Here is a 13,175-nt window from a genome sequence, read left to right as displayed (position 1 = left end):
ATCTGACGAAGAACAGGAGCGAAAAGGACCAAAAAATCGCCCAAAGCACACACGAAAACGAATACATCAAGCCAAGAAAAACTTTTTGGAGAAATTCAAAACAGCTTCTAAAGTTTTCTCTGCGTTTGTATGTAATGAATATCTGTATTTCGCCCCTACATGGGATGTTTGCGGATATTCAATTTATATTTTATCAAGTGCACCAATTATTATGAAACTGTTTTCGAATTAGTCAAATAGGAATATTATGGGTACAGGCAAACGTAACAACAAGAATATGCCTCGCAGGAGAGGACTGTCTTCTTTCCGAAATCGGATAATCCTTTCCTGCGTGGAAGCTAATATTCAGCGTGCACCTATGTCATCGTATGAACTTTGTAAGATGGCTTTTCCACGCAAAATGCGGTTGGTGTTGGATGATGGGCGTTCTATCATCGGACGGTCTGCATTTAAGTCCATTACAGTAACTCCAGTGCTGTCGGCAAATGCATAGCCACCACCAAAACTCCAGTAGGCGAAAGGATATGTATATTCCGTTCCCAAGACGTTACGGCTGAAGTTGAATTCATTATGATCAATGCCTAATTGTGCCAATAATGTCGCTGCAAGGTCTGTCTGGTTCATGATGCAGTCAATTACCATCGGTTGTTTTACAGAACCTCCCAACCACAGCATCGGAATATGGTGGATACGCTCGTCGTGTCCATGGCCACTATTGTCCGGATAATAAAATCCATGATCAGACAGGCATATTATCAATAAATCTTTCCATATGGGTGTTTGTTTCAGTTTTTCGACAAATCCTCCCAAACAATGGTCGGTGAAAGCAAAAGCATTTGGTTTTGCTTCTGGCAGACGATGGTAAGGCACTTCGAAAGGTTCATGGCTGCTCAGGGTGAGGAAAGTTGTGTGCCATGGTGTTTCCTGCCGTTCTGTCAGCATCTGAAACAAGTGGTCGAAAGTGATGTCGTCATTCACTCCCCATGCATTTTGATGCTGATTCATCGGGAAATCGACATCTGCGGTCAGTTTCTGGTAACCGCTTTGCAACAGGTAGCTTTTCATATTGGTGAAATTGATGTCTCCTCCATACAAAAAATCGGTATGATAACCTTCTTTCACCAGCTTTCCTGCAATGGATGGCAGTGTACGGCTTTTGGCTGGTATTTTCATGACAGACAGGTCTGGAAAGCTTTGATAACCGCTTAGAGCACAAATGGTTCCACGGTCGGTACGAAAACTGTTTGCATAGCAATGTGTAAACCAAATGCCTTCTTTCGCCAGGCGGTCAATATTCGGGCTGGCACCTTTTGTGCCACCCAGTGATTCTATCATGGTAGCTCCGAATCCTTCCATCAAGATAATCAGTATATTAGGACGATGGGTATTGAGCAATTCTACTGTATTCTTGCCTTTCGTAGGATATAGCCCGTCGAATAAGGTTTTGCGTTCTGCTTCATCGAAATAGTCGTACTGGCTGGCATAGTCTTTGGTCTTGCTGATGGATGCCAGCAAGCTGAAAGCCGGATTGACAGCTGAATGATTTAAAAATTCATCGTTGCAGAAATATACTTGTCCGATATTGCTGGTCGATTCACTTACGCCCCCTCGTATAATGAGAAAAAGTAAGCCTCCTATTAAAAGAGTACTTAATGTAGCTGCGAGTCTCTTCCGCACGTAGGGCAGGCAGCGGGGGGTAAAATAATACAATACCCAGCACATGATGCCGGCAAGTAAAAGTATGATTAATATGCGAAGAGTGATAAACCCTATGGAGACACTGGCGGCTGCATTTTTGGGTGATTCCAAATAGAAGAATACTGATGCATCGAGTTTAAAATTCCAGAATGGATACAGGCACATGTCGCCTACGAAGATAGTTGCTACGATAAGGCTGATAAATATGTAATAAATGACGATTATCTTCCGGAGCGGGAAATGTTTGAACCAAATGCTGATACTGATTACCAACCACGGCAGGGCAGTAAGATATCCTGTAGTTGCCGCATCAAGGCTGATGCCGTGCCACATCACTTTAAAATAATCAAGCATAGGTATACCTCGCCCTACAGCATCATTATAAAACATAAAGCCGGGCTTCTGAACTATAAAAAATAGCAGTATCAAAGCAAAAAAGCCCATAAGATAAGCAAGTCTTTTTTTCATTTGTTCTTCTTTTTAAATTGGCAATATTTCCGTTGACAAGCTTTTCATCACTTTCAGAAATTTCTCACAAAAACGAACCTGCCCCTTTGTAAACTTGTCAGTTCATTCCCTATTTGCGTCCGAAATCGGCAGGAACCTCGCCCCAGAGTTCGGTTTCCCATTTGTGTAAGGGAGTATTGTATGTATGTTCGCGCAACCATTTCTCGGCACGTTCTATCAGGCGAAACAATTCTTCGGTCTTTGCCGTACGCTCCAGTTTGGTTTTGCATTTCTTTTGCTTCACCCAGCTCAAGGCGTTCCGGCTATCCGAATAGACAGGCATGGAGAGGTTCTTCTGTTTTAACAAAGCAAGGGCATGTACGATGGCAAGGAATTCGCCGATGTTATTCGTACCATAGACGGGACCGAAGTGAAAGATTTCCTGCCCCGTCAACAGGTACACACCCCGGTATTCCATCGGGCCTGGATTACCGCTGCATGCCGCATCTACGGCAAGGCAATTCAGGTCGAAACCGGAAGGCAAGCGTTTTTCAAGAGATTGGTTTGCCGTTTCTTTATGGGGCTGCAAGTAATGGTGCGGAGGGGTAACCAATGCCTTTTCTGCTTCTTCACGTGTATCAAACGATTTATAGAGCGCACCCTTATAGCCTTTAATCTGTAGCTGGCAATCTGTCCACGAGTCGTACACACCTGGTTCTACGCCTTTCCACACCACGTAAAATTTCTTCTTTCCCATATAATTTCTTTTTTCACCACAGATTACACAGATTTTCAATCAATTTTTTAATCTGTGTAATCTGTGGTGAAGCTGTTTCTTACATGCGTTCAGGCACTTCGATGCCCAGCAATCCCATAGCTTCTTTCACAATCTTGCCCACGTTCTGGCTCAGGGCAAGGCGGAAGATTTTCAACGCTTCGTTTTCTTCGCGCAGGATGCTGAAGTCGTGGTAGAACTGGTTGTATTCTTTTACCAAGTCGTAAGCGTAGTTGGCAAGGATAGACGGGTTATAGTCGGTACCTGCCTGAGCGATGGTAGCCGTAAAGTCTGCAAGCATCTGAATCAGCCCTTCTTCTTTTGCCGTCAGCTCGATGCCGGTCGGGATAACCGCCGGAATCGTGATGCCGGCATCGGCTGCCTTGCGCAGGATGGACTGGATACGAGCATACGTGTATTGGATGAAAGGACCGGTATTCCCGTTGAAGTCGATGGATTCTTTCGGATTAAAGGTCATGTTCTTACGAGCATCTACCTTCAAGATGAAATATTTCAATGCGCCCAATCCTACGATGCGGGCGATGTCATCGGCTTCTTCCTGTGTCAGTCCGTCCAGTTTGCCCAACTCGTTGCTGGTTTCCTTAGCTGTCTGAATCATGGCTTCCATCAGGTCATCGGCATCTACCACGGTACCTTCGCGGCTCTTCATCTTTCCTTCGGGCAATTCTACCATGCCGTAAGAGAAGTGCACCAAATCTTTTCCCCACTCGAATCCCAGCTTGTCGAGCAGGATAGAAAGCACTTGGAAGTGGTAGTTCTGTTCGTTGCCTACCACGTATATCATCTTGTCTATCGGATAATCGGCAAAGCGCTGTTCGGCAGTACCGATGTCTTGGGTCATGTAAACCGAAGTACCGTCGGCACGGAGCAACAGTTTTTGGTCCAGTCCTTCGGGGGTAAGGTCTGCCCATACCGAACCGTCTTCCTTGCGGTAGAAGATACCTTTTTCCAGACCTTCCAACACTTTCTTTTTCCCTTCCAGATAGGTGTTCGATTCGTAATAAATCTTGTCGAAGCTTACTCCCATCATCTTGTAGGTTTCATCAAATCCGGCATATACCCAGTTGTTCATCTTCTCCCAAAGGGTACGCACTTCGGGGTCGCCTGCTTCCCATTTGCGGAGCATTTCACGGGCTTCCTGCATCAAAGGCGACTGGGCTTCGGCTTCTTCCTTGCTCATTCCCTTTTCCATCAGTTCGGCTACTTCGGCTTTGTAGTGCTTGTCGAAGGCTACGTAGTAATCGCCTATCAGGTGGTCGCCTTTCTTTCCCGATGATTCGGGAGTCTCGCCGTTGCCGTATTTCAGCCATGCCAGCATGGATTTGCAGATGTGGATGCCGCGGTCGTTCACGATGTTGGTTTTCACCACGCGGTTGCCGTTGGCAGCCATGATATTGGCAAGCGCGTTTCCCAGCAGGTTGTTACGCACATGTCCCAAGTGGAGCGGCTTGTTGGTATTGGGCGATGAATATTCAATCATCACCAGCGGAGCCTTCTCGTCGGCTTTGCGGATACCCCATTGCGCATCGGCATGGATGCGGTTCAGCAAGTCAATCCATACGTCCGAAGCAATCGTCAGGTTCAGGAATCCTTTGATGACATTATAGTCGGCAATGGCAGGTTCGTTCGCTTTCAGGTATTCCCCGATTTCCTGCCCGGTTTGTTCCGGCCCTTTCTTCGAAAGTTTCAGAAAAGGGAACACTACCACTGTCAAGTGGCCCGCAAACTCTTTCTTCGTCTTTTGCAACTGCACCATGGCGGGGGTAATCTCCGCTCCGTACAGCTTCTTCACTCCGTCGATGACGGAAGCTGTAAGTTTGTCTTCTATTTTCATGTGTATATCTTTGTGCGTTTGTTTTTTACTTTGTGCGCAAAGGTACGAATTATTTTTAAGTTCTTAAGGCTTTTAAGTTTGTGAGTTTGTAAGTTTTTGTGTGCCGGTAACATGTCGGAGTATTAGAAGGCTTTCTTTATCTGATTTTCACCTGGCGATATTTAAGCATACCTCTTGATGAACATAAGTGAGTAGACCGTTTAACATAAGTGCCTCGGGCGTTTCACATAAGTGAGTCAGTCGTATCACTTATGTTCGTTTGAGGGGGCTTTGTGCCAGTCATGAATAAATGTGCAGATAACTTAGAAGCTGTTTTGAATTTATCGTGCGATGATTTGGGATGAGTTTTTGAGGCATTTTCGCTTCTGTGATGAGGAAGATAGCGGGCTATCTGACGAAAAACAGGAGCGAAAAGGACCAAAAAATCGCCCAAAGCACACACGAAAACAGATACATCAAGCCAAGAAAAACTTTTTGGAGAAATTCAAAACAGCTTCTTAGTCTGGTGTAAGATTAATAATCTTCCGCTTGTAAGATTAATAATCTTGCAGCCTGAAGATTAATAATCTTACAGCGGATGGACTTATATGCGTTTGCCGGCGCACTTATATCTTTTATTGTTTCAAGACGGTTGGGAAGCTTGCAAAAACTATGTATAAATCAATGTGGAAAGATAATCTTCTGCAAACATTTCATTGGCAATATCTTGCAACTGCGATGCTGTGAGGGCTTCAATACGGTGGAACAATTCTTCTTTCGAATCATAATGCTTATAATGAAGGAAGCATTTTGCCATATCAAGGGCATTGTTTTCGAAATTATCACTTGCTACGCCGATTTGGCCGATGATTTGTTTCTTGGCTGCATTCAGACGTGAAGAGGTGAGAGGTTCTTCCCGCAACTTACGCAGTTCTTTCTGTACCAGCTCGATACATACATCTGTATCTTTAGGATCGCATCCGAAATAAATGCAGAACGTACCGGTATCAGTATAGGAAGTCAGGCTTGACTCTACGCTGTATACCAGTCCTTTCCGTTCGCGCAGAGTAACATTCAGCCGACTGTTCATACCTGGTCCGCCTAAAATATTGTTTAGCAGATAAAGTCCTGTCCGACGTTCGTCATAAGCATGATAACCACGTCCGCCTATCATTACGTGTGCTTGATGTGTGTCTTTATGCAGGACAAGTTTGCGTGGGCGATAGGTATCCGGTGCCTGGCGGAGATAGTTCTCCACTTTTCCGAAAGGTATGTCTGCCGTAAGCTTTTCCATGGCATGTACGATGCGGTGAAAGTCCAGGTTGCCTTGTACAAAGAAGATAAGATTGTCGGGTTTGTAATAACGGTGTACAAAGTTCATGGCATCTTCGCTCTGAAAATTGCGTAATTGGTCAGGTTTGCCTAAAATGTTGCGTCCCAGTGGGTGGTTAGGAAAAATCAGTTCTTCGAAGTCATCGAATATCAGTTCTGCCGGGCTGTCTTCGTAGCTCTGTATCTCGTCAATGATTACTTCTACTTCTTTCTCTATTTCATTTTGCGGGAAGGTGCTGTTGAACACAATGTCGGTCAGCAGTTCGGCGGCACGCAGAAAGTCCTCTTTTAAGAAAGCACTGTAAATTACCGTTTCTTCTTTATTGGTATAGGCATTCAAGTCACCACCCACATTCTCCATACGGTTCAGGATATGCCAGGCGTGCCGTTTGCGTGTTCCTTTGAATATCAGATGCTCTACAAAGTGCGCCATGCCTTGTTCATCTTTGCGCTCGTCACGTGTTCCGGCATTTACTGCATAGCCGCAATAAGCCACATTGATAGGATTTGGTTCATGAATGATACGTATTCCATTGGGTAAAGTGGCAGTTTGATAAGTCGTCATTTTCTGTTTTCTACTTATTTTGGGTGCAAAAATACAATAATACTCATTGCTTTTGCAGAAAAAATACAGATATTTGCAGGAAATTAATAAGGTAACGAGTTGACAAGTTAACCAGTTGACAAGGTTTTAAATCCCTTTAGTAAAACTATTCAGAGCCTTGTAAACTTGTCACCTCGTCAACTTGTCAACTAAAAAGACTATGAATAAGATAGCGTTATTTTGTTCTGCATCCGATGCAATCGACCCGATTTATGCAGAGAAAGCCAAAGAACTGGGTGAGTGGATGGGCGAACATCGTAAATGGCTGATATATGGTGGTTCCAGCAGCGGGCTGATGGAAGCCGTTGCAGATGCTGCCAAAGAAAAAGGGGCAATGATTATGGGTGTCGTGCCTACCAGACTGGAGGAACGTGGAATGGTAAGCGATAAGCTGGATGTGACATTCCGCACCTTTAACTTGAGCGACCGGAAGGATACGATGTTGCAAGAGGCTGAAGTGATGGTGGCATTGCCGGGCGGTATAGGTACGCTGGATGAAATATTTCATGTCATGGCATCAGCTACTATCGGTTATCATAGCAAGCAGGTTATATTTTATAATATCAACGGCTTCTGGGATGATATTTTGCACTTTTTCGACCGGCTGGAAAAAGCCCGTTTTGCTCATCATCCGTTGAGGCAATACTATAAAGTGGCAAACACGTTTGAAGAGCTGACCGAACTTTTGAAATAAAGTCCGCATTAGCTTGTAAGTTCTTGAGTTTGCAAGTTTAAAACTGAAAGAACTCAAAAGCTTACAAACCCAGGAACTTAATTGTTAATTATTCATTATTAATTATTTAAAGATGGATTCCATTCACGAATTGTTGCGCCGTGAAGCGCAAGCTGTACTCGATATTCCAGTAACGGATGCATACGACAAGGCTGTTTGCCTGATTGTAGAACAGGTGCATCAGAAAAAAGGGAAACTGGTTACCAGCGGCATGGGAAAAGCCGGACAGATAGCCATGAACATTGCTACGACTTTCTGCTCCACCGGCATACCGGCTGTCTTCTTACATCCCAGTGAAGCACAACATGGCGATTTGGGTATTTTGCAAGAAAATGATTTGCTCTTGCTTATCTCTAATTCGGGAAAAACACGCGAAATCATCGAATTGACAGATTTGGCTAAAGGCTTGAACCCTAAGCTGAAAAAGATTGTCATTACTGGAAATCCGGATAGTCCGCTGGCCGAAGCTGCTGATATCTGTATTGCTACCGGACATCCTGACGAAGTTTGCCCATTGGGCATGACCCCTACTACTTCTACTACAGTTATGACGGTAATAGGCGATATTCTTGTAGTAGAAACCATGAAACGTACAGGATTTACCATTGAAGAGTATAGCAAGCGCCATCACGGCGGCTATCTGGGAGAACGTTCGCGCGAATTAAGTAAGTAAATATCAGATTTTAAGTTCTTGAGTTTTTAAGTTTATAAGTTTGTAAGTTTTTACGCATCTGTCAAGCTTCAACCTAAAAATGAAAGGACTTACAAACTCAAGAACTCAAGAACTCAAAAACCCAAGAACTCAAAAACCCAAGAACTCAAGAACTTACAAACTCAAAAACTTACAACTATGAGAAAAGTAATAGGTATAGGAGAAACGATTTTGGATATTTTGTTCCGCAACGGACAGCCACAGGCGGCTGTACCGGGAGGATCGGTATACAACGCAATGATTTCACTGGGAAGAATGGGAATGGATGTAACATTTATCAGCGAAACCGGGAATGACAGGGTAGGCAGCATGATTTTGGATAATATGCGTGCCAATGGTGTGCGTACAGACAATGTCAATGTCTTTCCTGATGGGAAATCACCTGTATCTCTGGCTTTTCTCAATGAGAACAACGATGCCGAGTATATTTTCTACAAAGATTATCCGCGTCAACGGTTAGATGTGACTATGCCCGATATTCAGGCGGATGACATTGTTATGATTGGTTCATATTTTGCCGTCACACCGGTATTGAGAGACAAGGTGAAAGAACTGCTCGAACTGGCACGCGAGCGGGGAGCTATTATTTACTACGATGTAAACTTCCGGAGTACGCATGCCAATGAAGCTATCAAATTGATGCCTACCATTCTTGAAAACTTCGAATATGCTGATATCCTGCGTGGCTCGTCCGAAGATTTCCGGTTTATGTTCGGACTGGACCGTGCCGAGGAAGTTTATCGTCAGAAAGTGGCTTTTTATTGCAATCCGTTTATTTATACCGATGGAGCACACGATGTCCGTCTGTTTACCCGGCAATACTCCAATACATATCCGGTGCCGAAGGTCGAAACCGTAAGCACGATTGGAGCCGGCGATAATTTCAATGCAGGCATTGTATACGGACTGATAGAAAACCGTGTCCGCCGGTCCGATCTTGATAGTCTATGCCAAAAAGATTGGGATGACATCATAGCCTGTGGACTGGCATTCGGAAGTGAGGCATGCCGCAGTACAGAAAATTCCATTTCGCTGGAATTTGCAAAGAATTTAAAAAAATGCACGATATGAAATGGGGCATTTTGTAAAGAGTCACACCCTTAATAATTACACATTATGGACATGAGATACTTAGAAGCTGTTTTGAATTTCTCCAAAAAGTTTTTCTTGGCTTGATGTATCCGTTTTCGTGTGTGCTTTGGGCGATTTTTTGGTCTTTTTCACTCCTGTTCTTCGTCAGATAGCCCGCTATCTTCCTCATCACAGAAGCGAAAATGCCTCAAAAACTCATCCCAAATCATCGCACGATAAATTCAAAACAGCTTCTTAAAAGACCGTTATGTCAATCCGTACACCGATTTCGGTTTCAAGAAACTGTTCGGCACTGAAATCAACAAAGACCTGCTCATCAGCTTCATCAACAGCCTGCTCCATGGCAAGGAGGTGGTGAAAGACCTGACTTATCTCAACACGGAACACCTTGGCACGGGCGAGGCCGACCGCAAGGCAGTGTTCGACGTGTATTGCGAGAACGAAAATGGCGAAAAGATTGGCATTGAGAAAGGTGAGAAGAGAAAAGCGATTGAAATGGCGCAGAGGTTAAAAGATAAAGGAGTTGCAATCAATATAATTGTAGAATGCAGTGGCTTAACCGAGGAACAGATAAATGCCCTGTAAACATAAAAAATCTGATTTCGGCATAGACCATTTCTTGGTACCCGTCCTTGCAGATTTTTTCGCTTCGCTCAACAACCCGTGTAATCCGGCATAACGGGGGGATACTCTTTTACATCCATTTGTACAGAAAAGCGAAAGGCGCAAGGTTTCCTAAGCGCAAAACATTATTATAATATATAATAAGGAGAGCCGATTGGGCGATAAATCGGGAGAAAAACAAGATGAATATGACAAAAACGTTGCACAACCTCCCTTTTTCTGTGCTTTGTTTTCGTTACTCCGTTAATAAATGCAAATTTAATAGAAGTTTTTAGTAAGATAATGATTGTGTATAAAATAAAACCTTTACATTTGTGCCTTGAAAGTTGTCTTCTAAAACAAAAAATGTGAATGAAAACCTTTTCCAAAGTGAAGGATTCATATCCGGATATGGATTCCTGCATGAGTAGAGAAGACTAGAGTTCTATGGCAAAACTGCTTTATTCTGAAGATAGGGGCGTTACGCTATTGTTTGGTCAGTAGCCGGCGCGGCTACTGACGGGGCTTTCCGCCCGTGCTCTCCAGAATATAGTTGTACTTGTAAAGGCTTGAGTTAGAACGATTTGAGTTTTTTAATTTATAAATTAAATTTTATTTGTTATGAGAAAAAAGTATTTAAGTGCACTGCTGTTCGGAGCGCTTTTGTTCGCTTCGGCAGGAACTTTTACCTCTTGTAAAGACTATGATGACGACATCAGCAATCTGCAAGGACAGGTAGACGGCATCAAGGCCGACCTCGAAGACCTGCAGGCTCAGATTAGCGCAGGAAAATGGATTACCAACGTCACTTCCATTGAAGGCGGGTTCACGGTAACCTTCTCTGACGGTCAGTCATTCAATATCGTAAATGGTAAGGACGGACAAAATGGTGCTCCGGGTGCTGCAGGTGCTCCGGGTACATCATGGGAAATCGGTGAAGATGGTTATTGGTATAAAGACGGTGAGAAGACCGAATACAAAGCTGCCATCGATGGTGAAGCTGGAAAGATTGTCGTTCCGGAAATTAAAGACGGCGTATGGTATGTAGCCAATGAAAAAGGTGAACTGGAAGCTACTGAATACAAAGCTAACGGTGCAACTTATGCCGTAGCTGAAGCTAACGGTGGTTTCACCATCTATGCTCCGACAGAAGACGGAAAAGAAATGCTGGAAATCTATTGTCCGGGGCCTGCATCCATGATTTCTTCTATTATATTGGAAGATACACAAGGGGATTCAGATGATAGACAAAATAATAAATTGGAACTTATCTGGAATAAATTTACGCGTCCAACCCAATGGGCAGGTCCAAGAGCATTGCCTGCTAATGAGTCTGTAGTATATTCTTCTAACTCTGCTATTGGCATACGTGTTAATCCTGTAGATGCTCCGGCAGATGAAGTGGCTTACACCTTGGTTAATTCGAAGAATCAAGAACTGAGCCATATCAAATTAACGGCAAAAGCATACGATGACTTGCTTACACTTAACACAGCTCAAGGACGTGCTGCAGGAACAAGCAACGGTTTGTTCACATTGAACATGGACGAATTCACTTTGACGAGTGGTGAAAATACCGATTTCAAAAATGAATTGGCTCAAGAAAATAAGAATGAGCAAGTCGCTTTTGCAATCAACGCTGATTATAGCACCCGTTCTGCTTATGACATTCAAGTTACAGCAAAAGAAGGTCAGGCTTTGGATAAAGTTGCTGTAAAGGAAATTAAAACCAGCGACGCTAACGTTGGTAATACTACAGCGGAAGGTATAGAGGTGGATTTAGGGAAAACATATACCATCGTTGTTCCGGAAAATGCAAAAGGTGCAATGTATGATATGTGGTTTGAATTTGAAAAGGCTGATCAAGAAACGTACGGCATACAGTGGGATAATGAAGCACGTACTTTCAAAGTGACAGTAGATCCAGACCTCGTTACCCCTGCCAAAGCCTTTACTATGACAATCCATACATTGGATACAAAAGGTACAGTGGGTAAAGTTAAGTATTCTGTAGACTTAAGTTCTGTCATCACTACTAATGTTGTAGAATACGAAGCTGAAACATACGACATCTCGAACCTGTTAGGTGAAAATAAACCGAAAGGATTTGATTTGGCTATTAGCTACATGGAAAATGAATTAGGATCTGACAAGTGGATTTCTTGGATTAACCGTGTTGACTTGAGTCAGACTGTAGCTGCATTGTATACAGATAAAGACTGCAAATCTGCAGTAGCAGATGGTATCAAGTCTTTGAAGATTGTATATAAGGATGCAAATGATAAGGAAGCTACAGCTAAGACATTAGAGACTATCAAAGTCACAGTTGATAAAGAAAATGCAGGCGCATTGCACTTAGCTAAGCAGTATTACTTGAAGCTTACATTCAAAGACGAGAAGAAAGGTGATATCAACTCGATTGTAGTTCCTGTAACATTCACCGCTCCGTCTGTAGCTGACCAGTTCACTCGCGACGCAAACTTTGTGGTTGATGATGTAATCACCGCATACTTCTATAATACAGACGATAAGAAGGATCAGATTAATGTCAAGAGATACTTTACTGCTGTAGATAAATATGCTAAATTGACTCTTGATGATAAGACCACATTGGCAACTGTAGGTACAGATAAGTTTGAATCTAATGATTTGGCAACATTGAATCCTACTTCTGCTACTACTTTAGAGGCATATTACATCACTTTGAATGATGTCAAGACTGACGTAAATACAGGTATTCAGCTTGGTTATGGCAAGAACTTGATTGTTACCGCTAAGAATAACAACTATGCTGATACGAAGTGGGTATACGATAAGGAAGCAGACAAGACTTATCAGTTCACTATCACTATCATGAGCCCGATTTACGAAGGTACCGTAACCCCGGTAGGCAATAATTCAATTCCTGTTATTGCCAACAATGAATCTGGTTACGCTATCACTGGCAGCATGATTACGGGTGTCGATTACAATAATAACAAGTTCAGCGTTGTTCCGAATACAAGTGAAAATGGAAAACCGGACAATACGAAAGATAATCCTAACGACGCTTGGTCAAGTAAGCAAATTCAGAATGTATATGTAACACCTGATAGAGCAGAATACTTCAATGGCGGCATTAGTTTCCGTATACCGGGTGGTACGAAAGAAAATCCGATAGAAGGCGCAATCGTAGTGAAAGCAACTCCGATGCCAAATACCACAGAAACCTCTATTACAGTCCATGTAACCGATGTATGGGGATATACAAAGGCTGTATCAGTTCCTGTGACTATCCAAGTGGGCGAATAATCCACTTTGATTACTCTATAAATAAAAAAGCGGCTCAAAAGAGCCGCTTTTTTA

10 protein-coding genes and 1 pseudogene are annotated in these 13,175 nt (G+C 43.2%); 7 read left to right on the top strand and 4 right to left on the bottom strand.

The features are described 5' to 3' along the window. Positions 1–232: hypothetical protein (locus B5F78_RS17580; protein WP_206421932.1), on the top strand; the 232-nt coding region annotated here is incomplete at its 5' end. Between the two features lie 113 nt (positions 233–345). Here the strand turns inward: B5F78_RS17580 and B5F78_RS07870 are convergent. The 3 genes from B5F78_RS07870 to argS all read right to left on the bottom strand — a co-directional run bounded on the left by B5F78_RS07870 (position 346) and on the right by argS (position 4,775). Beyond that, a complete protein-coding gene (locus B5F78_RS07870; protein ID WP_087406437.1) occupies positions 346–2,166 on the bottom strand; it encodes an LTA synthase family protein in 1,821 nt (606 codons plus the stop codon). A gap of 109 nt (positions 2,167–2,275) precedes the next feature. Then, the gene (locus tag B5F78_RS07865; RefSeq protein ID WP_087406436.1) at positions 2,276–2,902 is read right to left on the bottom strand and encodes a ribonuclease H1 domain-containing protein; all 627 of its coding nucleotides are present in this window, start codon (positions 2,900–2,902) and stop codon (positions 2,276–2,278) included. A 79-nt stretch (positions 2,903–2,981) separates the two neighbouring features. Continuing rightward, entirely contained in the window at positions 2,982–4,775 is a 1,794-nt protein-coding gene (gene argS / locus B5F78_RS07860) for an arginine--tRNA ligase (protein WP_087406435.1), read from the bottom strand. 330 nt (positions 4,776–5,105) lie between these two features. Here argS and B5F78_RS17135 point away from each other — a divergent pair, with 330 nt between their 5' ends. Continuing rightward, on the top strand, positions 5,106–5,276 hold the full coding sequence (locus tag B5F78_RS17135) for a hypothetical protein (protein ID WP_162608505.1): 171 nt from the start codon (positions 5,106–5,108) through the stop codon (positions 5,274–5,276). Positions 5,277–5,424: 148 nt separating this feature from the next. On the opposite strand, the gene B5F78_RS07855 is transcribed toward B5F78_RS17135, so the two are convergent. Beyond that, a complete protein-coding gene (locus B5F78_RS07855) occupies positions 5,425–6,651 on the bottom strand; it encodes a M16 family metallopeptidase (protein WP_087406434.1) in 1,227 nt (408 codons plus the stop codon). 199 nt (positions 6,652–6,850) lie between these two features. Between B5F78_RS07855 and B5F78_RS07850 the strand changes: the two genes are divergently transcribed. The 5 genes and pseudogenes from B5F78_RS07850 (at position 6,851) to B5F78_RS07830 (ending at position 13,121) form a co-directional block, all read left to right on the top strand. Then, the gene (locus B5F78_RS07850) at positions 6,851–7,384 is read left to right on the top strand and encodes a TIGR00730 family Rossman fold protein (RefSeq protein WP_087212274.1); all 534 of its coding nucleotides are present in this window, start codon (positions 6,851–6,853) and stop codon (positions 7,382–7,384) included. A gap of 112 nt (positions 7,385–7,496) precedes the next feature. Further along, positions 7,497–8,096 (top strand): SIS domain-containing protein, encoded by a 600-nt coding sequence (locus B5F78_RS07845; RefSeq protein WP_087406433.1) that lies wholly within the window; start codon positions 7,497–7,499, stop codon positions 8,094–8,096. A 177-nt stretch (positions 8,097–8,273) separates the two neighbouring features. Continuing rightward, positions 8,274–9,206, top strand: a complete 933-nt coding sequence (locus tag B5F78_RS07840) for a carbohydrate kinase family protein (protein WP_087212277.1) — start codon at positions 8,274–8,276, stop codon at positions 9,204–9,206. A gap of 240 nt (positions 9,207–9,446) precedes the next feature. Then, positions 9,447–9,710: pseudogene (locus B5F78_RS07835) on the top strand (PD-(D/E)XK nuclease family transposase); the annotation flags it as partial. Positions 9,711–10,451: 741 nt separating this feature from the next. Beyond that, the gene (locus tag B5F78_RS07830) at positions 10,452–13,121 is read left to right on the top strand and encodes a PL29 family lyase N-terminal domain-containing protein (RefSeq protein ID WP_087406432.1); all 2,670 of its coding nucleotides are present in this window, start codon (positions 10,452–10,454) and stop codon (positions 13,119–13,121) included. The last annotated feature ends 54 nt before the right edge of the window (positions 13,122–13,175 follow it).

The sequence above is a fragment of the Bacteroides sp. An279 genome, assembly GCF_002159615.1.
GTDB lineage: Bacteria > Bacteroidota > Bacteroidia > Bacteroidales > Bacteroidaceae > Phocaeicola > Phocaeicola intestinalis.
The sequence above is the reverse complement of the archived record's forward strand: the minus strand, read 5'-3'. Positions and strand labels throughout refer to the sequence as shown.